This is a genomic window from Shewanella sp. Iso12, assembly GCF_012030025.1.
Lineage (GTDB): Bacteria > Pseudomonadota > Gammaproteobacteria > Enterobacterales > Shewanellaceae > Shewanella > Shewanella algae.
In genome coordinates this window covers 120,333-142,495 of sequence record NZ_JAAUHW010000005.1, presented here as the reverse complement: position 1 = coordinate 142,495, position 22,163 = coordinate 120,333, and the positions used below count along the sequence as shown (strand labels likewise).

Sequence of the window (22,163 nt, the reverse complement as noted above, 5' to 3'; positions counted from 1 at the left end):
GCCGGTTGCTGTGAAAGCCCCGAAGGGCGTGGCTTACAGACCTGTCTGCTGTGTTGTGCTTCTTGCAAAGGACTAGGGCCATTTGCTGCGAACCACGCCTTGCATCCAGGCCTGTAAGCCGACGCAGAGCACACATGGGACTTGTTCGCACCTTCCATTTTTGATAGTTCTCTGAATCAATACCCGTATCAAGCGCCCGACAATTTCTGCAATAACTTTGGTGCCCGTCCGGATTGGCCGCTATCACTCGTGCCGGCGTATTACCAAAATCAGCGGGATAGGGATGAAATATATGTTCCTCACCATGAGTCGTTGAACAGTTGGGACACGACTTAAACTTCCGACCGCTTCCCGGCTCCTGCTTACGTAACATTCCGTTATTCAAACGCCCACCACAAAAGTTACAGCTCATCAGCACTCTCCCTGTTATTAACTGATATTCAGCATGGCAAACAGCTCACGCTGAGCAAAAGATAACCAAAGGTGTGTTGAAAGCCAATCTATTCCCTCTTGTCTCTCCGCCATCGCCCTCACCTAACACAAGATTGAGACAAACCGTGTGTGTTTAACAAAAACGCTACAAAACGCTACATCATTTGCCGTGCCTCCCATTGAGTCGGCGTGCTTAAGTAGGTGCTCGGTCAATATTCGGCCAAGGAAGTATGGGTCGATGATCGAAAGCTGAATTTATCCCAATCATACAGGAGGTATTACAGTGACAAGATCCCAGTGGTTCCAGCGTCTATCGGCGCTATGTCTCGTCTCAGCCAGTTTGCTGCTGACACCGGCAGCCGTAGCCCAAAAACATCTCAAACAAAATCTCAGTCAATTGACCAGTCAGGCGTCCAGCATAGTCTCGGGCCAAGTGGTGTCTGTGACCGATGGCTTTGATGAGCGCAAACGCCCCTATACCCAGATCACCATTCGGGTAGGTATGGATGCCAAGAACAAACATAAGGCAGGCAGCGAATATACCTTCCGCCAGTTTGGTTTGCTCAAGCCCCGTTCCATGGGTAACGGCAAAGTCTACCTGGGCGTATCCCCCGAAGGCTTCGCCCGCTGGTCGGTTGGCGAGCAGGTAGTGGCCTTTATGAATCCGGATCTCGGTGCCGGCCTGACTTCTACCGTAGGGCTGGAACAAGGCAAATTCATTGTGCAAAACGGCAAAGTCAGCAATCAACTGGGCAACATAGGCCTGTTTGATGGCATGAACACCCAGTCGCTCAGCCCTGAAGAGCAGAGCCTTATCACCACGGCCGGCGCTGTGGATGCCGCCGCATTTATGTCTCTGGTTGGCAAACTGGTACAGGAGGCCAAATAATGAAGCTTTCAAGAATTGCCACGGCCTTACTGTTGGGCTCAGTCTCCTCTGCCGCGCTGGCCGGTGGCCCGCTGTATATTCACGAACCCACAATGCAGCCCTATAAGTGGGACACTTCCAAGGGGGCGATTCCCGTCTATACCGACGGCGGCCCTGTGATTAAAAACAAGGATGGGGTTGACGTACAAACCTTCACCATTCTGGAAAAGGGGCAGGTGTTCAATCTCGACATCACACTGCCGGACGGCACTGTGATCCCGGCAGGTACAGTGCTGGACAGGGATTACACCTTCCTCAGCATAGCTCAGGCCAATGCCATTACCGCCAAGGCCGTGGGCGAATGGTCAGCGGTGGAAACCTCCACCTTTGAGATGTCGGTGCAGGGCACCATTGAACAGCAAATCGGTATCCAGGACGTCAATCAAACCAATGTCGATCAGATCTATTCCGCCGTAAACGGCTATGGTTTCTGGGTCAACTATGACACCGACGGCCAGATACTGGAACAGTATTTCGGCGTACCACGCAGCCAGGTCCTGGGGATAGCCTTCCCCGAGTGGGCCGATGAAGAAACCGGTGAAATCCTCGAGGCCACTGCCTTGATGAACGGCTGGTACGTGGGTATAGATGACACAGAAGGCGAAATGATTGCCGGGGTATTTACCCATGAATTCGGCCACGCCCTCAACATGTCGCACTCCCAGGCCAATGGCCATCTCAGCTATATGTCGGCCTCTTACAGCCCGCAATATGACGGGGTACCGGGCTGCGCCATCACCAATCAATACACCAGCGCCAGCCAGATAGCGCCGGACACTATTGAAACCATGTTCCCCTTCATCAATGTGTTGGGGATTCAGGGCGCCGAGCAATCAACGGTCAATGTGCGCGACGACATAGTCAACCTGTCCGATCTCTACCCTACAGCGGAATATCGTTCTGGCTACGGCTCGATTTCCGGTACCTTGTACACCAAGGAAGGAGTGGATTATTCGGGCATGAACATGGTGGCCCGCAATCTGGATAACCCGCTGTACGATGTGGTCACTCAACAGTCCGGCAACCTGACTCAAGGGCTTGTAGGCCCGGATGGCAAGTTCACCATCAATGGTCTGACACCCGGCGGTCGCTATGTGCTCTACATGGAGACTATCAAGGCCGGTGGTTATCCTACCCGACAAACCGCCCTCTTGTCAGAGGCCGAATACTGGAACAGCGATGAAAGCAGCAATCCGGCCAGCGATAGAGCCTGTGATTTCACTCCTATCATTGCCGAAGCCGGGGTGACCAAACAGGCCGATATCTATTTCAACGGCTATAGCGATGGCATCCAATATACCCCACTGGTAAGCGCCTTTGTGCTGGATCATGCCAAGAACGGCAAACGTGCCATGGGGATAACCGGCAGCACGCCTTTCCTCTATGACAGCACCAAGAAAGCCCTGTTCGAGCTGCACCCGGCCGGTAATGCCGTGGTTGCCGGACACGCCACCATGAACAAAAACGCTACCAAGGCCGGTGTCATGGCGGACTTCAGTGGCAACGGCATCAGCAATGCCGCCATCTGGGATCTGCGCAGCGACAAGCTGACCTCGCTTGGGGATCTCAACGGTAACAGCTGCGGTGGCTCGGGGCAGTCAGGCACCAACTCCAGCTATGTCTGGGATATGGATGACAATGGCGACACAGTTGTCGGCACCGCCTATCTGGATACTGACGGTAACGGCGCCTGCCAGAGTGCATTCAAGGACGAGATAGTACCCTTTATCTGGACCAAGAAGGCCGGTATGCAGCAACTGCCTTATCAATTTGCCGAAAAGGTTCAATGGCTGCGTGCCGACAGAATAGCCGGCAACGGCAGTACTATTACAGGCACTTATGATGGCACCAGTCAGGTTGCCTGGGTCGATGGCCGCTTCCACGACACCTCAGCTGAGTTTGGCGCCCAGGACTCCTCGGTGATCTCCAACGACGGCAGCACGGTTGGCTTTGGCACCCGCACCGGAGTCACCCTATGGCATACGGACTCGGGCCAACAGGAGAACATAGGCAGCCTGCGCTGGTGTGAGCAGGTACCTTTCAATCACTTCTTCCTGGGTAATCTGTGTGCCGAAGGTTGGGATCACGACAGCATCAGCGCCGAGTTTGGCGTACCGCGTATGCTGCTGCTTGATGCCAGCGACGATCTGTCGATGATTACTGCTCGCTCCGGCAGCCTGTTTACCGGTTTCAGTGGTGGTATCTACCTGGAAGGTTTGGGCTGGATGAGCACCAGGGAGTTCTTCGCCAAGCAGGGCGTTACCGAAGCCAAGGCGCTGACCATAGATAACCCATTTGCCATCAGTGCCAACGGCTCTGAAATGATGGGTGGTATCGCAGGAGCTGTCTTGTCTATCGATGTCGATCTGAACAAAGCCTTTGTCTGCCGGGATGGCCAGGATGTTCAGCTCAGCTTCCCGAAACAGGTGGTTGCTGCCGTCAAAGACGGAGCCGAGTTTGGTCGCTGTGCCCACCTGAACGATTGATGCAAAGTTGAAGTAAACAACTGCCAACGGGAGCCTCAGGGCTCCCGTTTTTTGTCTGCCTAAAACCTTCCATCATGCGGTTGTTCTCAAGCCAGGCTGCCACTTTCCAACCGAAGAAATTGGTGCATCTAATTCCTTAGGCTTTCATGAATTACTGGCTCTGCTATAATTTGTGCCCGAAATTTCCAGGCATTTCCAGACGAGCGGTAAGCCATGTCCACTACAGGTGTTGAACTCTTTAATCCCGGCCAACAGGCACAAGCCCCTGATGCCGCCCCCAGCCAAGCGGTGCAACTGGCCGACAACAAGCTGGAGTTGATGGCTCCGGCCAAGAATGCCGATTTCGGTATTGAGGCCATTCGCCACGGGGCGGATGCCGTCTACATTGGTGGCCCGGCGTTCGGTGCCCGCCATACTGCCGGCAACAGTGTCGAGGACATTGCCCGCCTGTGTGAGTTTGCCCATAGGTATCACGCTCAGGTATTTGTCACCTTCAATACCATATTGCTGGACGATGAACTGGAAGAGGCCAAGCGCCTGATCTGGGCCGTGTACGAGGCAGGTGCCGATGCCATTATTGTGCAGGACTTAGGGCTGCTTGAGCTGGACTTGCCACCGATTGCACTGCACGCCAGTACCCAGATGGACAACAGGGTTCCTGCCAAAGTCGCCTTCCTCGAGCATGTGGGCTTTTCTCAGGTGGTGTTGGCGCGGGAGCTGAGTCTGAGCCAGATTCGCGCCGTCGCCGCCGAGACCAAGATGCGACTTGAGTTCTTTATCCATGGCGCCCTGTGCGTGGCCTACAGCGGCCAATGCTATATCAGTGAAGCCTACACAGACCGCAGTGCCAACCGCGGCGAATGCTCACAGCAATGCCGGATGCCGGGTAATCTCAAGACCCGCCAGGGCGACATCATTGCCAGCAACGACCATATGCTGTCGCTGAAGGACAACAATCAGACAGATAACCTCGAAGCGCTGATCGACGCCGGGATCCGCTCCTTCAAGATAGAGGGCCGACTCAAGGACCTCAGCTACGTCAAGAATGTTACCGCTCACTACCGCCAGCAACTGGATGCCATCATGGCGCGTCGGCCCGAGTTTGAACCCTCGTCCCACGGCCGTTGCAGCTACAGCTTCACCCCGGATCCGGACAAGAGCTTTAACCGCGGCAAGACGGACTACTTTGTCAATGAGCGCAAGGCAGACATCGGCGACTTCCGCACTCCGAAATACTTGGGAGTAGAGGTAGGCAAAGTCAGCAAGATAGGCAAAGACTTCATCCAGGTCGACTCGGATGCCGAGTTCCACAACGGTGATGGCCTGGGCTTCTTCGCCGCCAACTATCAAAAGGCCAGGTTGTCGGATGACAAGCTGACAGGTTTTCGGGTCAACCGCGCCGAGGGTAACACCCTGTACCTGAAAAACATGCCGAAAGATCTCTATGTCGGTGCCACCCTGTATCGCAACAAAGATCAGGCCTTTGAAGCCCTGCTGGCCAAAGAATCTGCCGAGCGAACCCTGTTGCTGGACTTCAGCCTCAGCAATACCCAGACAGGTCTGGCACTGACCGCTGCCGACCGTCATGGCCATCAGGCGACAGTGACCGCTGACTTCGAAAAACAGCAGGCCAAGGATATTACCCGCAACCGTGAATCACTCGGCAAGCATCTCGCCAAGCTGGGCAATACCGATTTTCGTCTCGGACAAGTGGATTTGGGCGATGCCGAAGCCGTTTTTGTACCGGCATCCATCATCAATGGCCTGCGCCGTGATGCCATTGCTGCCCTGGACGAAGCGCGTATTCAGGGGTATCAAAGACCCACACCCTGGGTACGGGACGACAGTGCCCGCTTCCCGCAGCGCAGCCTGACCTATCTTGGCAATGTGGCCAACCAAAAGGCCAAGGACTTCTATACCCGTCACGGGGTGGTATCCATCCGTGATGCCTATGAAGTGCGGCCGGTGAAAGGCGATGCACCCTTGATGATCACCAAGCACTGCATACGTTACAGCTACAACATGTGCCCCAAAGAAGTGCCGGGGATCAAGGCCGAGCCGCTGGAAATGGAGCTGGGTGGCAAGCAGTTCAAGCTGGTGTTCGACTGCCATAAATGTGAAATGCTGTTGGTAGGGTAAGGAGAAAAACATGGGATTTTTGAACGCCTTGATGGGCAACGCCAGTGAAGTGGATCTGGATAAACTCAACGAAGAACTGACGCCGATTATGGCCGACAGCGAACAGTTGCAGCTGGCCTATAAACTGGTTCGCGACATGTTTGTCTTCACCAACAAGCGCCTGATCTTGATAGATAAACAAGGCATGACCGGCAAGAAAGTGAGTTATCACTCCATCCCCTACAAGGCGATAGTGCACTTTGAAGTGGAAACCGCCGGGCGCTTCGATATGGATGCCGAACTCAAGCTGTGGATCTCAGGCCAGGCAGAGCCCCTGGTCAAAGAGCTCAAGCGCGGCACTGATGTGGTAGGTATTCAAAAGACCATAGCCAAATTCACGCTCTGAGGTTAAAAAAGTCTAGGATCCGCTATTTGGCAGGGAAAGCGCTTCTTCAATGCCGGTCTGCGCCACAAACTCCTCATCATGACTGATCAGAATAAAAGCGCCCGGGTATGCTGCCAGTGCCGCGGCCAGACGCGCTTTCGATTCAATATCCAGATGATTGTCAGGCTCATCCAGCAGCAGTAAGGGATTGCCCCGCTGATGACTGACATAAAGCATGGCCAGCTTCATCTTTTCACCGCCGCTGAGACAAGCCACAGTGCGGTGCACCTGCTCGGCGCGAAAGCCTATCTGGGCCAGCAGAGTGCGGCGCTGACTGTCATCCATCAGGCTGGGATTCACCTGGTTATGATCAATCGGGCTGCTATCAACTTGAGCACAGCGCTGCAGGGTTTCCAGCAATGTCCACTCTGGCTTGAGTAAGCTGAAATGCTGATCCAGATAGACACTGTGGCCATTGAGTTGCACTTGCCCAGAGCTCAATGCCAGCCTAGCCTGCAAGACCCGAAGCAAGCTGGACTTACCACTGCCATTGAACCCCGCCAGACGCAGTTTCTCGCCACTGCTGAGGGTTAAATTGATAGGCTCTCGACTGCCATAGGGCAAGACAGCATCCAATAGCCGTACCAGCGTCTGCTTCGCCACTGGCTGGCCAAGGGTTTCGCGCCCCAGAGTCAGGTTTTGCCTATGCCTTTGCTCACACTGCTGTTTCAGCCCGGCAAGCTCAGAGTCCAGCAGTCGCTGATGTTGCCGCTCCCGGGTCGCCATGGCCGCCGCATTGGCACCGGCCCGCTCTTTTTGACGGTCGAGCAACACCTTGGCCTGGCTGCCACTGCGCGCCAATTTCTCCCCTTTGGCTGCCCTCTGTTGTGCCCGCTCCCGGCTCAACTGCGCCTGCTTTCTTGCCTGACGCCGGGCCTTGACGACATTCTCCAACCTGCGTTCAAGCGCTTGCTGTGCCAGGGTGTGCTGATGCCAATAGCTGTCATAGTTGCCTCCATAGGAATCCAACCCCAAGCTGTTGAGCTCCCAGATTTCATCCATCTGTCGCAGCAGATCTATGTCGTGGCTTATCAGCAGGATCTGCCCTGAAAATGCCGACATCCGCTGCCGCAGCCACTGTCTGCCGCCTCTGTCCAAATGATTGGAAGGCTCATCGAGCAGCAACCAGTCGGCCTCGCTTTGAAACAAACGCCATAGTTTCAGCTTGGCCTGCTGGCCGCCGCTGAGGCGTTCGAACTCAAGCTCGGGCTCTGCCGGCAACCCCAGCTCCCGGCAGAGTTCGCAAAAGGTTTGCCGCACCTGCCAGTCGTCATTGAGCTGCTCAAACCAATGACTGTCACAACAGCCCTGCTCTATTTGTGTCAGTGCCTGTAATCTGGTCGCCAAACCCAGGCATTGGCTCAGGTAGCTTCCGGTTTGCATTGTTGGCACTTGGGATGAGGGGCCATCAACCCGGCTTGCTGCGGCCGTTAGCAGCTTTGGTTCTTGCTGCTGCCGGTATATACCGCAAATGCCCCGGCGCTCAACCGTGTCGCTATCCGGCGCTCTCAAACCGCAGAGTATTTCGCCCAGCAAACTCTTGCCTATGCCGTTGCGACCAATCAGGCCGGTCATTCTAGCGCTCAGGTTACAGCTGATATCGGCAAACAATGGCTCAAGGCCATGAGTATAGAGTGAGATTTGTCTTGCATTAAATGCCTGCATCTTGCCTCCTGCAGACAGGGAGGCACGGCGAGATCCGATCCGGGTTTAAGCAGTCATGATATGGCGAATGAGTGCCAACTGACTGCAACAATAAAGACTTGAGCGAACACGCCGACCGACCCTGCCAATCTAATAATGGAAAAGTAAAAAAGATTGGTGATCAGGTGTCAGTTGTTCATTTTGGCGTGAGCTCCAATAGGCGAGGATGGCGGAATTATAACCGCCTGAGACAACAAAAATCCAGCTTGTCCCCTTTGGGGGTTGTCCTTTGGGATGAGAGTGCGGCTCAAAACTAAACAGGATGCTAGAGCAGTCTATGACTCAGCTCAATATCATTGTTCCTTCTGACTTCTATTGACTAAATATCCTCAATAGCGGATATTTAGTCAATTATACCCACCGGGGTATAAAGTAATATTTATCCCAACAAAGGGATAAATGTTATCTCATCCTCTAGTGGGGATATGAGATAACTTTAAAATTCATCTCTAATCATTGAGGGCTGGAACTAATGATATATAGTCCAAAGCAACTCGCAGATATGATGCTACTGATACGCCAAAAGAATGGCTGGACTCAGTCAGAGTTGGCGAAAAAAGTCGGTATAAAGCAAGCAACAATCTCGAACTTCGAGAACAACCCCAACAAAACAACGCTTTCTACCTTCTTTAAGCTTGTACAAGCGATGGATCTAACACTGAGTATCCAAGAAAAAACACAGCTGACTTCGCCAAGTGAAAATGATGATGAGAGTTGGTAATGCAAAAGCTAATAGCATACATGAATGGTGAACTTGTTGGCACCTTGGCGAAGCATAAGAACGGCGCTCACACTTTTCAATATGATAAGGACTGGATAACCAATGCAATGGCTCGCCCACTGTCATTGTCTTTGAGGCTTCAATTACCGACTATCACTTCCGATGCCGTTATCAACTATTTTGACAACCTCTTACCAGACAGCCCACAAGTCAGAGATAGGATCGTTGCAAGGTACAGAGCCTCGTCCAAACAACCATTTGATCTCTTGAAAGAAATTGGAAAGGATAGTGTTGGTGCTATTGCACTATTTCCTCCCGAACACCCCTATAAAAAAGAGCCACTCAGCTACGAAATATTGGATAACAAGAAACTAGAAGCCGTTCTTTCTGCATACAAGTCTGATATTCCCCTCGGAATGCTCAAAGAGGAAGAAGACTTTAGGATCTCAGTGGCAGGTGCTCAAGAAAAAACCGCACTCTTATTCATTGATGGACAATGGTGTATACCGAAAGGAAACACCCCAACCACTCACATTATCAAGCTGCCAATAGGCGAAATACCACAAGCTAACGCGACCCTGGATCTCAAAGATAGCGTAGAAAATGAATATCTTTGCATTGAGCTAGCTAAAGCGCTGGGATTCGCAGTTCCCAGCGTCAATATAATCAAAACTGACAACCTTAAAGCTTTAGCTGTAGAACGATTTGATCGACGTTGGACAAAAGACAGAGCAGGCTTGCTACGCTTACCTCAAGAAGATATTTGCCAGGTGTTTGGTATGCCATCATCCATCAAATATGAATCTCAAGGTGGCCCAGGCATAGCACAGATCATGAAGTTATTAATGGGCTCAAGTAATGCACTTGAAGATCGATATAACTTCATGAGATTCCAGGTATTTCAATGGATCATTGGGGCTACTGATGGACATGCTAAAAACTTTTCTATCTATATTGATAGAGGAGGTAGCTATCGACTCACTCCATTCTACGACATTCTGTCGGCCTACCCATTACTGGGAGGAAAAGGACTCAATATTAGACAACTTAAGCTCGCAATGGGATTAAAAGCCACAAAAGGCAAGAAGTACGAAATCAATAAAATCCTGCCTCGTCACTTTTTAGATACTGCTAAAGCTGTGAATTTTAGTCAGGATAAGATGCAAAGAATAATGGATGAAATGAAAGGTGCGTTACCTAAGGCAATCTCGCAAGTAAGGGCGAATCTACCAGAGGGCTTTCCAGAGCATATCTCCAACTCAATTTTTGAGAATGCCAAGAAAATAATTAAAAAAATCTAGCTATAAGCTATTAATTTTAAATGCTATTTCCATAAGCGGATGCGGGTTAATTTCCTTTTTAAGTAAGATTTTCATTACCCGTGCCAATCTAAAAAAGGATGCCGCAGCATCCTTTTTCTCAAGCCGTTAGCCGGGGCAACTTACTGCTGCTCGGCCGTCTGGTTTTCCGTGGTTTGCTTCAATAGCCGACTGGTCATGGTACCTGCGGTCATGGAGCCGGATACGTTCAAGGCGGTACGCGCCATATCAATCAGCGGCTCGATGGAGATCAGCAGCGCCACAATGGCCACCGGCAGCCCCATGGCAGGCAGGACAATTAGCGCCGCAAATGTTGCACCGCCACCGACGCCGGCTATCCCGAAGGAGCTGATGGTCACTATGGCAATCAAGGACAGCATGAAATGCAAGTCCAGTGGATCTATGCCCATGCTGGGCGCCACCATGACAGCCAACATGGCAGGATAGATACCGGCGCAGCCGTTCTGACCGATAGTGGCACCGAACGAGGCCGCCAGATTGGCAATGGCCGGCGGCACATTCAGCTGGGTCACCTGAGCCTCGACATTCAATGGAATAGTCGCCGCCGAACTGCGCGACGAGAAGGCAAAGGTCAGCACGGGCCAAATTTTACGGAAGTAGTCCAGCGGGCTAACGCCTACCATGGCCACCAGCATGCCGTGAACAACAAACATCAGCAGGATGGCGACGTAAGACGCCAGAATAAAACCCAACAGGTTGAGCATGTCGGCAGCGCTGGAAGAGGCGACCACCTTGGCCATCAGCGCGGCAATACCATAAGGAGTCAGCGCCATAATCATCTTCACCAGGCGCATAACAATCGCCTGCGCACCTTCAACAAAGGTCCGTATGGGGGATTCCAGTTGCTCTTTCTCATGCATCACTTTGCGGGCCGCTATCCCGAGGAGGATACCGAAAATCACCACGGCAATGATGGAAGTGGAACGGGTACCGGCCAGATCGGCAAAAGGATTTACCGGAATAAAGCTCAGCAGCATTTGCGGTACAGTCAGATCGGCAATCGAAGCCGCCTTGGTATCCAATACCGCCATTTGCGCCGTTTCCCGGCTACCGGCTATCAGCCCCTCGGCAGAAATCCCTGAGATGGAAGTGACCAGAATACCTATCAAAGCCGCTACGGCCGTGGTCGCCATCAAAATAAATATGGTCAGGGAGGAGATCTTGCCGAGCGAGCCGCCCTTATCCAACTTGACCACTGCCGCGACCATGGACACCAACACCAAGGGCATGATCACCATCTTCAGCAAGGCCACATAGCCACCACCGACTATGGCTATCCAACTGAGCGTCTCTGCAGTGACCGGGCTGTCCACGCCAAAGTAAGACTGCATCAGGAAACCATAGGCACTGCCGAGGATTAAACCTATCAGCACCAGACGGGATAATTTGTGCTCTTTTTGCTGTTGGTGAAACAGAATAAACAGAACGCCGAGAAATACCGCAATGGATGCGATAACTGCAATAGACATATGGAACCTTATACGGGAAACGGTATATGAAGAGAGAATCTACCGCATAATAAGCGCTAGTTTAAGCACGACAAAATATTAAGTTATTATTCTTTATAGCCTCTGATTATAAATAACCTGACTTAACCCAATACAAAACGGCCAAATTTCGCACGATACCGTACGAGCGATAACAGAAAGTTACACAAAATAATCCCATCAAACCGTGCCCGGATAAGCTTGTTTTCATCATCCGGGGATATACTCCCGAGGCAGCCTTCGCTGCCAAATATAATAACTATCTGTATCTAAAGGAGACTTTCCGTGAAGAAGGTTGGAATTCTGTTGCTCTGCCTCTTGATGCCACTGGCATCGGCGTGGGCAGAGCCGGGCAAGCCCTTGTCGGTTGAGCTATTGTGGCAACTCAAGCGTATCGGCAGCCCGGTAGTATCGCCCGGCGGCGAGCATATCATCGCCCCCGTGACCGAGTATGATATCAAGGCCGACAAAGGGTCGACCCAACTTTGGTACTTTGATGCCGATGGCAAACATCAACGCCCACTGACTGCCGCCGGACTCAAGGTGAGCAACCCGGTATTTTCTCCCGATGGCAACACTCTGGCCTTTGTCAGCCAGCGCAATGAAGACGATGCCGGGCAGATCTATCTGCTGCCGATGAATGGCCCGGGTGAAGCCCAGCGGCTGACAGAGGTACCTACCGGCGTCTACGGCATCAAATGGGTTGGCAAACATCTCTATTTCATCAGCAACATCTTCCCCGGGCAAGACTGGAAGCAGATGCAAGAGCAGCTGAAAGCCGACAAGGACAACAAGACCTCGGCCAAGCAGTGGAATGCCCTGCCCTATGCCCAGTTCGATCACTGGCTGGATGAACGTCGTCAGGCGCATGTGTTCCGAATTCCCGCCAAGGGCGGCGAGATAGAAGCCATTACTCAAACGCTGGGCCATGAGCTGCCTCGTTCGAGTCAAAGTGCCGGCAGCTATGATGTGTCTGCCGATGAGAAACTGATCGCCTTCAACGCCTACGGTTCCGACAACCGGGTCGATCCCAAGCTGGACATCTTCCTCGGCAAGATAGGCGCAGACAAGGCAGAAAACCTGACACCAGACAACGAAGCGCCCGATAGCCGCCCAAGCTTCAGCCCCGACGGCAAGACGCTGGCCTTCACTCGCCAGAAGATCCCGGGTTTCTATGCCGACACCTCCAGGCTGATGCTGCTGGATATCCACAGCCGTAAGCTCAAGACCCTGACCGCCAATTGGGACAGATCTGTGTCTCAGTTCAGTTGGACGCCGGATGGCAAAGGCTTCTACGCCGCCATTGATGATGCCGCCACCAGCCGTATCTATCATATCGATGCCAAGAGCGGCAAAGTGAAGGCGATCACCAAGGACACCAACTATGGTCAGCCGCAGATAGGCAAGAAAGGTACTCTGATTGCCCTCAACGACAGCTTCCTTTATCCGGCGCGACTGCTGGCGATCAATCCCAAGAACGGCAAGGGCCAAAGGCTGGAGCAGTTCAATGACGAACTGCTCAAGGATGTGGATCTGGGCAGCTATGAGTCTGTGACCTACAAGGGTTACAACAACCAGGATATCCAGATGTGGGTGCACTACCCACCGGGTTTCGATCGCAGCAAGAAGTACCCGCTGTTTATGCTGGTACACGGCGGCCCACACAACGCCATCAGCGATGGTTTCCACTATCGCTGGAACGCCCAGACCTTCGCTTCCTGGGGTTATGTCACCGCCTGGCCTAATTTCCACGGTTCCAGCGGCTTCGGCCAGGACTTTGCCGATGCCATCAACCCGGACTGGAAAAACAAGTCTCTGGATGATGTCCTCAAGGCAGCCGACTGGTTTGAACAAAAGAGCTGGATCGACAGCGATCGCATGGTGGCCGGTGGTGCCAGCTACGGCGGCTATCTGACCTCCATCATCCTCGGGCAGAAACATCCGTTCAAGGCGCTGTTGATCCATGCCGCCGTGTACGACATGTACTCCCAGATGGCTTCCGACTTCGCCGTGCACAGCACCCGCTTCGGCCACTACTGGGAAAACCCGGAAATCTACCAGTCGATTTCACCCCATTACTTTGCCGCAGGTTTCAATACCCCGACGCTGGTGAGCCATGGTCAGCTGGACTACCGGGTACCCGTGGGGCAAGGTTTTGAGCTGTTCCGCACCCTGCAAAGCCGTGGAGTGGAATCGCGGATGATCTATTTCCCCGATGAGAACCACTGGATCATGAAGCCCAACAACTCCATCTATTGGTATAACCAGGTCAAAGACTGGATGACCCATTATGCCGAGCCGGGCCCACGTTAATCGCCGATAATCGGCATCCAAGCAAGAAGGCGACTCAGGGTCGCCTTCTTTCATATTAATGCCATGGAAAGCGAACATCAGAGCATGGGTACTATGGATGCCAGCAAGAGACCGCCCATCAACAGGTTAAAACCACGGGCGTAGTTGGGCGCCGTCAGCCAGCGACTCAACTGTTTGCCGATAAGGGTCCAGATACTGACAGACGGGACATTGACCAAGGCAAATATTACAGAGATCAGCAACAACTGCTGCCAACTGGCACTCGGGTTGTAAAGACTCACCGCCGCCAGCGCCATGGACCACCCCTTGGGATTGAGCCACTGAAACAATGCCGCTTGAATGAAGGTCATGCTGCGATAACCTTCATTGGTATTTCCCGGACGACTCAAGGCGATTTTCAGCGCCAGATACACCATGTAAGCAATACAGAGCAAACTCAGTAACTGGTGCAACCAAGGATAGGCCTGAAACAAGCCGGTCACGCCGATCCCCACCAACAACAGCATCAGGCTGAACCCCAGTACTATCCCCAGCATATGCGGTAAGGTGCGAATAAAACCCACATTGGCACCTGAAGTCATCAACATGATGTTGTTGGGCCCTGGGGTCACGGTTGAAACAAAGGCAAACATCACCAAAGGCCATAGCAGATTAGGTTCCATTCTTGCTTTACTCCTGAAATAAACAGTCAGCAAATACTAGATGGATTGGTACGCAATTTTGTGCTTATATTTGCTGTTAAAGCGAAAAGTAAGCAACAAAACATCACCATGGATAGATTTGACGAAAGAATATTGCAAGAGCTACAGAGTGATGGCCGGATCTCCAATGTCGAGTTGGCCGAGCGGGTGGGATTATCTCCCTCTGCCACCCTGAGGCGGGTACAGGAACTGGAGCGAAAAAAACTGATCAAGGGCTACCGGGCCGTATTGGACAAGAGCCAACTGAACATAGGTTTTATTGCTTACGTGGCCATAGGCCTCAACAGTCACAGTAAACAATCCCAGTTGGGCTTTGAAGAGCATATCCGCTACGCCAGGGAAGTGGTAGAGTGCCACAATATCACAGGCGCCAACGAATACCTGTTGCGGGTCGAGACCAAAGATCTCAGCAGTTATAAACGTTTTCATGCCGAAGTCCTCGGAGAATATCCTCAAGTCAAATCCATCACCACCATGGTGGTAATGGATTCACCGAAAGATCAACGTCAATAATTGTCTGCGATAAACCGCATGTCGCATGGTATTGCTGGCGACACTTTTTATCCTTGGGTACCATTGAGCAATAAAGAGGCGCCTGGACATGCCGGCGCCAGGGAAGATGGATACCTGAATGGAATTGAGATACGCGTTGCTGTGCCTGTTTTTGCTGCTAACAAGCCTAAAACTATTTGCATTAGAGCAGGTTAAGCTTCCCATTGTTGACATAGAACAAAGCAGCGTCGCGCTTGATGAATTCAAAATCGGCTATTTTGTTGATGACAGCCAGAGCCTCGGTTTTGAGCAGGCAAGCCAGAAGCCTTTCGGCGTAACCAATAATGTCACCACCTTGGGCACCAATGCCAGGGTCACTTGGTTCAAGCTGAACCTGCACAATAAGCTCTCGCAGGAAAAGCCGCTGTTTTTACACCTGCCCCATGCTTACCATGTGCAGCAAATCGACATCTATGAGGAAAGCGGCCAACAACTGCAACGACACGAGCAGTTGGATCTCGAACAGGCCGCCGACAACCCACTCATGTATCGGGGTACAGGCGTCTACCCATTGAAGCTGGCCCCAGATCAGATAACAACCCTGTATATTCGTAGCCACGCCTACTCCCATCAATGGTTTGCCATGACACTGATGGATGAGGAAAACTCGCGGCGGGCCCTGGTGAGCACTCACTATGATATTGCACTTATGGTGGGCATGTTGCTGGCACTGGTGTTCTACAACTGCCTGCTGTATTTCGCCACCAGTAAGAAAGAGAACATCTACTATTCGTTGTATCTGATCTCGGGTCTGGTGTGGATAGCCTTATCCTATGGTCTAGTTGCCAGCGTGTTCAACGCCTACGGCTCGAGCGTCTTCATGCTCAATCTGTCGCTGATCACCATGCCGATTTTCCTGCTGCTGTTTATGACGGCCATCTTCGAGACCAGGCAGTTCTACCCCACAGAGCACAAGGCGTTGCAGCTGATGTTGCTGTTACTGCTGGCGACCCTGTTCTGGGGCTTATTTGATATCTCTGCGGCACTCAAACCCGCCAGCAGCCTGGCTGCACTCATGATGCTGGTGACCTTCTCTGTGAGTATCTCCCTCTATCGCAAGGGCAACCCCCTGGTGAAGTACTTTCTGGTGGGCCACAGCTTCTTCGTGATCTTCAACGGCATAGCCGTGCTCTTCTACAAGGGCTTGATCTCTCCGAGCTATCTCAGCAGCCACGGAGTCGGCATAGGCATTATGCTGGAAGCCCTGACCCTGGCATTTATCATCTCCTACAGGATTAAAATCCTGGAGGATATCCGCGCCTCGCAGGAAGAACTCAAACGCCAGGCGGCCACAGACCCTCTGACCAAACTCTATAACCGGCGCTATTTCTATTCTGAGGCCGACTATCAACTTAAGCTGGCCGGCCGCAATGGCGAGGCTATCTCTGTGCTTATTCTGGATATAGACAGTTTCAAGCAGATCAACGATAACTTTGGTCATCACTTGGGCGACAGGGTGATAGTCGCCCTGGCCAAATTATTGAAGCAACACTGCCAAGGAGCCGAGATGGCGGCCCGCTTCGGCGGTGAAGAGTTCGTGATCTTGCTTCCGGGAGCCCCCCTAAACAAAGCCTTGCAGCGAGCCGAGCAGCTGCGCCTCAATGTCGAAGCGATGCAGCTAACCGCCGACACGGGAGACAGGATAAGTTGCACCATAAGCTTGGGCGTGGCTGAGGTTGAAATTGCAACAGAATCGATAGAAGCGGCCGTAAAACGAGCCGACCGCGCGCTATACCAAGCCAAAAACAGTGGCCGCAATCGTGTATGTGCCGACACGCCAGGGGCGCTAGAGAGCTTACCGGCCGCCGCAGACTCGGTTTGAAGAAACAGGGGGGAGCCTCGGCTCCCCACTGCTTAGAGCATGATGCCTGCAATAACCGCCGACAATAAGCTCACCAGAGTCGCCCCGTAAACCAGTTTGAGACCATAGCGGGATACTACAGCACCTTTTTCGGGGCTGAGCGCCTTCACCGCGCCGGCGATCATTCCAATTGAACTGAAGTTGGCAAAAGACACCAGGAACACCGACAACACTCCCGTGGTATGAGCCGACAAGGCCCCCTCTTTGACCATTTTGCTCATATCTATCATGGCGACAAACTCATTGGTTACCAACTTGGTGGCCATGATACTGCCCGCTTTCATCGCTTCGCTGGCAGGAATACCTATCAACCAGGCCAAGGGATAAAACACATAGCCCAATACCTGTTGGAAATTGATACCGAACACCACCTCAAACAGATAGTTGACCAAGGCAATCAGGGCGATAAAGCCAATCAACATAGCCGCGACTATGACGGCAACGGTAAAACCGGCAATGATATATTCCCCCAGCATCTCGAAGAAACTGACCTTGCCACTACTCTTTTTATCGGCACTCATCAGTTGGTCTGTGGTCGAATTATCCACTTCATAGGGGTTAATAATATTGAGCACCACAAAGGTACTGAACATATTCAGTATTAAGGCGGTCACCACAAAACGCGGCTCTATAAGCTGCATATAGGAACCGACAATCGACATGGATACTGTGGACATGGCTGTGGCAGATAGGGTGTACATCTGCTTGTCTGTCATGTGGGGAACCAGGTTCTTGATGGCAATGAAGTTCTCTGACTGGCCCACAATCATGGAGCTCACGGCATTGAATGACTCCAACTTTCCCATACCGTTAATCTTACTGAGACAGATACCTATCCCCTTGATGATCAAGGGCAGGACTCTCAAGTACTGCAATATACCTATCAAGGCAGAAATGAAAATAATCGGCATCAGCACCATGAAGAAAAAGGTAAATCCCCCCTCATTGGTCACACTGCCAAATACAAAATCCGTCCCTTGCTTGGCAAACTCCAGTAACTTGGAGAAGGCGGCGGCAAAGGCTCCCACTATTGTCACCCCAACAGAAGAGTTCAACAGGAACCAAGCCAGCAACAATTCCACCAGCAGCAGTTGTATCACGTAGCGGATTTTTATCTGGCGCCAGTTATTAAGGTTAGCCAATAGTGCCAAGCCAAGAATGGCCAACATACCTACAAAAAAATTTACATATTCCATAGCATCCACCTAACGCTGTTTTATTTTTAGCCACTCAAAATTTAATTCAGTAGAAACTGAATATGAGTGTGTTGTGATTTTAATAATCTTGAATAAGTTAAAAACAATGTGATCGGCAATAGTACAACAGTGAATTCAAGCAAATTCATGAATATTAATTAATAATAGATTATTAAATCTATTCATAGTGTTATCGATCAAGCTTGATAAGAGTAAGTTCAAAAAACAAACAATCTTCTTATTAGCAATAAAAAAAACAAAATATATAGCAACAATTCAAAACACAAAACCAATCACAAAAGCCAACAACTGCAACCTGAAAACAAGCCATACCACCAAAAAACAACAAAAAACCGAAAAGCGAAAACGGATTAAACACAAAAATTAATCATGCTTTATATTCCACTTTTCACTTAAGTGTAAAAACCTACTCAAAGGAAAATACAAAATACCGATAATTAAAAGGTTAGAGAAAAACAACCATCATCAACCTAGATTAAAACCCATCAATAATTTAGCCACAGAACTCGGCAACAAGTGTTAATTCCACAAGAGCCAGAACAAACCACTTTCAAAAAGAAAAAGCCTCAATAAAATCCGGATAAAAATAGTGAGAGTGAAACAAAAACAAGATGAAAGGTTCAAGTCCGGCAATTAAACCCATAGCCTTATTGGTCATATCAATATTGGCAAGTTTTACGGCCAGTGCCGTCGAAATCTATGGCGATGAGGATAACCAGGTGATTGTAGGCGGTAGGTTGCAACTGCATGTGATCAACACCCAGGGAAAAACCGAGATGGCCAATGCCGGCTCCAGAGTACGCTTCGGCTTCGACCATAAGCTCAATAACGGCTGGGTCATAGACACCCTATTCGAATGGGGCGTCAACGCCGTTGGCAAAACCGATTTGGTATACAGCAGCGACAGTGCCTTACATGCCGAAAGTGACGATTTTCTCAGTAATAGATTGGGTTATGTCGGCTTCAGCCATGAAAACTATGGCCGCCTCTCCTTCGGTAAGCAATGGGGGGTATGGTACGACGTTGTCGGTGCCACCAACCAAGGCATGGTGTGGGATGGCAACGCTGCCGGAGTATTCAGCTATAACAAAGGCGATGGCGCAATCAATGGTGTCGGCCGCGGTGACAAAATCATGCAATACCGCAACAGCTGGGGAGCATTCGAGTTGGCTGTTCAGGCACAAATTAAAGATGAATTAACCAAACTCAAGGCCAGTGGTGACCCAATAAATCCTTTCCCTCCGGGTTCCATGTTGAATGACTCATTCCATGACACTCAAGTGCGAATGTACAACACCTACGGAGTTGCCCTTGGCTACCAGCTGGGCGGAGGTTGGAAACTCACCTTGGGTGGCAACACGGGTGATATAGATATCATACGTACCGGCCAACGGCAGCAACAAGAGACAGATTACATCTATGGCATGGGAGTCAGCTATGGTTGCTTTGGCTGTGACGGCCTGTTTGCAGCAGCCAACTACAATCACAACGCCTGGCACGATACCGATAACTTGGGGCGCATGTTGCCAAAATCCCAAGGTGTGGAAACTTGGATATCCTATCAATTTATCAATGGCCTGCGTCCATTCATCTCCTACAACATGCTCGATGCCGGTGCCGAATATGCCAGCGCCTATGGCGGCGATGAATTCAAGCGGCAGTTCGTATTTGCCGGATTGCATTATCAACTGGACCGCAGTGTGACCCTATTCCTGGAGGCTCGGAAAGACTGCAGTGAGATCCATTCCAGCCTCGCCGGCATGGCCGACTCAGAAGATGACGGCGCAGCCATAGGAGTGCAATACAACTTTTAGACCTGTTCTCCCTTTGCAGGTTTGCCCGTTTGACCAGCGGGCTTTTTTATTGCAATTGCTTCAGGGTTCCGCTTCCCAGTTGCCGCATCTGTTGCTGGATCCAGTCGGCGCGGCGGTTCATGTAAGCGCTGGGGGGATTGATTTGATATTGCCAGGGATTGGGCAACAAGGCGGCCAGCAAGGCTGCCTCGCGGGACGACAACTGGGCGGCGCTCTTATGAAAGTAGTGCTGCGCCGCCGCTTCGACGCCGTAGATCCCCGGGCCGAACTCGACAATATTCAGATACAACTCAAGGATCCTGGGCTTATCCAACACCAGCTCCAGAAGCAGGGTGAACCAAGCTTCGGCCCCCTTGCGAATAAAGCTGCGCGAAGACCACATAAACAGGTTCTTGGCGGTTTGCTGGCTCAAGGTGCTGGCGCCTCTGAGACGCTCCCCCTGGAGCTTTTCCTCTATGGCATTCTGAATCGCCTTGAGATCAAAACCGGAATGAAGGGCAAAACGCTGATCTTCACTGGCGATCACCGCCAGTTGCATATTGGCAGATATCTTAGTCAGCGGCTGCCATTGATGTTGCACCTGATGTTGTACCTGTTTGACCGGCGCAGGCGGAAACCAATAGCGTTCAATACGCCAACTCCACAGCGGTGGGTTAACAAACTTAAGGGTAATCACCATAAGCAGGGACAGTATCACCAGCCCCAACAGCAGTTTTATCAACCAGGCTGTCAGTCGCCTCAACCATCCTTTTTTCGCGGCCAAATTCGCTCCTGATAAATAAGCTCCCCCAAACTGAGTGAGCCTGGAAACCCTCTGTGAATAATAATTGAGTATTTTGCAAGGTGCGAACCCGGTCCGGAATGACAATCTGTAAGCTTATCCGGAACACCCGGGAGACTCAGTGGCACTTTTCTTTAGCCAGTGCCTATTAACCAGAGCCCTTAACCAGTGCCGATTACCAATGCCCGTTAGTCAGCGCCGAAGCGGCCGCGCTCAAGAAAACCCTGTACCGCCGCCAGCGTATCCTGATGCCAATGTATGGCCTTATGGCACAGGGGCAACACCATCCAATCATTAGCATCATCACAACGGGTGGACGCCAGGGGTACCCGGCCATCGGACTCGCCGTCAATCAAGGTACCCAAGGGATCCTGAGTCCCACTGCCGGCGATGATCCCAAGATGAGCCTGGCTATCCTCGCGCCAACTTGCCCAGCGCTGCCCCGGCAGCAAAGATTGCAGCGGCTGAAATAGCCGGGAATATCCCGGAAGCTTATCGGCCAGGCTCGCCAGCGGTGAACCATCATGGGGCGTGGCAATAAACACACTGTGGCCCAAATTGTCGGGCGGCTGCTCTGCCAGCAGTTGCCGGACGATTAAGCCTCCCATACTGTGAGCCACAAAGTGCACCCTGGGATACTGCTGCCAATTCTGCTTATCCAGCGCCTGGCGCAATGTCGCTACCGCTTGTTGCAGTGAGCCGAAACGGGTGGGCAATCTGGGGCACAGGATACTGTATTGCCGGGCCAAGCCTTGGGCCAGAAACTCCATGTCGCGCTCATCTTTGTTGAAGCCATGAACCAGCACCACCAGAGCTTTGCTGTTATCCAGCCTCAAATTGGCTGGCTCTTGAGCCATTGCTGGAATGCCTGTTTGGGCATGGCACCGGCCTGTTGGGCTATCACGCGGCCATTTTTGAACAGCATTATGGTCGGAATGGAGCGGATCCCATACTGAGCCGCCAGCGCTTGCTGAGCCTCGGTATCCAGCTTGCCGAAACGAAACTCCGGCTCCAGCTCGGCGGCACTCTGCTCGAATATGGGGGCAAACTGTTTGCAGGGGCCACACCAGCTGGCCCAGAAATCCACCACCAACGGCAGCTCTGACTTGTGGGCATGGTTGGCAAAGTTGGCGCCGGTCAGCTCAAAGGGTTTGCCCTGAAATAAAGGCTGCTTACAGTGACCGCACTTAGGGCCTTGAGACAGCCGTTCTTCCGGCACCCGGTTCATTCCAGCGCACTGGGGACACGCAATCAACATAGAAC

17 protein-coding genes are annotated in these 22,163 nt (G+C 51.8%); 10 read left to right on the top strand and 7 right to left on the bottom strand.

The window, feature by feature from the left end; all coding sequences use genetic code 11:
• Positions 1–715 precede the first annotated feature (715 nt).
• The 4 genes from HCX89_RS11405 to HCX89_RS11390 all read left to right on the top strand — a co-directional run bounded on the left by HCX89_RS11405 (position 716) and on the right by HCX89_RS11390 (position 6,370).
• A complete protein-coding gene (locus tag HCX89_RS11405; protein ID WP_025011261.1) occupies positions 716–1,321 on the top strand; it encodes a hypothetical protein in 606 nt (201 codons plus the stop codon).
• Positions 1,321–3,846: a hypothetical protein gene (locus HCX89_RS11400; protein ID WP_167716099.1), complete on the top strand. Its 2,526-nt coding sequence runs from the start codon at positions 1,321–1,323 to the stop codon at positions 3,844–3,846. The genes HCX89_RS11405 and HCX89_RS11400 overlap by 1 nt, the downstream gene beginning before the upstream one ends.
• A gap of 213 nt (positions 3,847–4,059) precedes the next feature.
• Positions 4,060–5,985 carry a U32 family peptidase gene (locus tag HCX89_RS11395; protein ID WP_144128793.1) on the top strand — a complete coding sequence of 642 codons (1,926 nt, stop codon included), beginning with the start codon at positions 4,060–4,062 and terminating at the stop codon, positions 5,983–5,985.
• A gap of 10 nt (positions 5,986–5,995) precedes the next feature.
• Entirely contained in the window at positions 5,996–6,370 is a 375-nt protein-coding gene (locus HCX89_RS11390; RefSeq protein WP_014386412.1) for a PH domain-containing protein, read from the top strand.
• 12 nt (positions 6,371–6,382) lie between these two features.
• Here HCX89_RS11390 and HCX89_RS11385 read toward each other — a convergent pair whose 3' ends face one another.
• Positions 6,383–8,074: an ATP-binding cassette domain-containing protein gene (locus tag HCX89_RS11385; RefSeq protein WP_167716097.1), complete on the bottom strand. Its 1,692-nt coding sequence runs from the start codon at positions 8,072–8,074 to the stop codon at positions 6,383–6,385.
• Positions 8,075–8,585: 511 nt separating this feature from the next.
• Here HCX89_RS11385 and hipB point away from each other — a divergent pair.
• On the top strand, positions 8,586–8,834 hold the full coding sequence (gene hipB, locus HCX89_RS11380; RefSeq protein WP_025011264.1) for a type II toxin-antitoxin system antitoxin HipB: 249 nt from the start codon (positions 8,586–8,588) through the stop codon (positions 8,832–8,834).
• Entirely contained in the window at positions 8,834–10,135 is a 1,302-nt protein-coding gene (locus tag HCX89_RS11375; protein WP_167716095.1) for a type II toxin-antitoxin system HipA family toxin, read from the top strand. Before hipB ends, HCX89_RS11375 begins: the two co-directional genes overlap by 1 nt.
• Positions 10,136–10,275: 140 nt before the next feature.
• On the opposite strand, the gene HCX89_RS11370 is transcribed toward HCX89_RS11375, so the two are convergent.
• A complete protein-coding gene (locus tag HCX89_RS11370; protein WP_028781110.1) occupies positions 10,276–11,643 on the bottom strand; it encodes an L-cystine transporter in 1,368 nt (455 codons plus the stop codon).
• Between the two features lie 303 nt (positions 11,644–11,946).
• Here HCX89_RS11370 and HCX89_RS11365 point away from each other — a divergent pair, with 303 nt between their 5' ends.
• Positions 11,947–13,974, top strand: coding sequence for a S9 family peptidase (locus HCX89_RS11365; RefSeq protein ID WP_167716093.1), 2,028 nt, complete (start codon positions 11,947–11,949; stop codon positions 13,972–13,974).
• Positions 13,975–14,051: 77 nt separating this feature from the next.
• Here the strand turns inward: HCX89_RS11365 and HCX89_RS11360 are convergent, their stop codons facing one another.
• A complete protein-coding gene (locus HCX89_RS11360; protein WP_117200305.1) occupies positions 14,052–14,636 on the bottom strand; it encodes a LysE family translocator in 585 nt (194 codons plus the stop codon).
• Between the two features lie 108 nt (positions 14,637–14,744).
• Here HCX89_RS11360 and HCX89_RS11355 point away from each other — a divergent pair, with 108 nt between their 5' ends.
• Both HCX89_RS11355 and HCX89_RS11350 read left to right on the top strand, forming a co-directional pair.
• Positions 14,745–15,188 (top strand): Lrp/AsnC family transcriptional regulator, encoded by a 444-nt coding sequence (locus HCX89_RS11355; protein WP_144158747.1) that lies wholly within the window; start codon positions 14,745–14,747, stop codon positions 15,186–15,188.
• 118 nt (positions 15,189–15,306) lie between these two features.
• Positions 15,307–17,049, top strand: coding sequence for a diguanylate cyclase (locus HCX89_RS11350; protein ID WP_167716091.1), 1,743 nt, complete (start codon positions 15,307–15,309; stop codon positions 17,047–17,049).
• 32 nt (positions 17,050–17,081) lie between these two features.
• On the opposite strand, the gene HCX89_RS11345 is transcribed toward HCX89_RS11350, so the two are convergent.
• The gene (locus tag HCX89_RS11345; RefSeq protein ID WP_107005583.1) at positions 17,082–18,284 is read right to left on the bottom strand and encodes a NupC/NupG family nucleoside CNT transporter; all 1,203 of its coding nucleotides are present in this window, start codon (positions 18,282–18,284) and stop codon (positions 17,082–17,084) included.
• Between the two features lie 632 nt (positions 18,285–18,916).
• Here HCX89_RS11345 and HCX89_RS11340 point away from each other — a divergent pair.
• Positions 18,917–20,119, top strand: coding sequence for a porin (locus HCX89_RS11340; RefSeq protein WP_107005528.1), 1,203 nt, complete (start codon positions 18,917–18,919; stop codon positions 20,117–20,119).
• A 46-nt stretch (positions 20,120–20,165) separates the two neighbouring features.
• On the opposite strand, the gene mtgA is transcribed toward HCX89_RS11340, so the two are convergent.
• The 3 genes from mtgA to trxC form a co-directional block, all read right to left on the bottom strand.
• Complete coding sequence (mtgA, locus tag HCX89_RS11335; protein WP_037475400.1) at positions 20,166–20,882, bottom strand: monofunctional biosynthetic peptidoglycan transglycosylase; 717 nt, start codon at positions 20,880–20,882, stop codon at positions 20,166–20,168.
• 206 nt (positions 20,883–21,088) lie between these two features.
• Positions 21,089–21,757 (bottom strand): alpha/beta hydrolase, encoded by a 669-nt coding sequence (locus HCX89_RS11330; RefSeq protein ID WP_051472849.1) that lies wholly within the window; start codon positions 21,755–21,757, stop codon positions 21,089–21,091.
• A complete protein-coding gene (trxC, locus tag HCX89_RS11325; RefSeq protein WP_028781103.1) occupies positions 21,733–22,158 on the bottom strand; it encodes a thioredoxin TrxC in 426 nt (141 codons plus the stop codon). Before trxC ends, HCX89_RS11330 begins: the two co-directional genes overlap by 25 nt.
• Positions 22,159–22,163 lie beyond the last annotated feature (5 nt).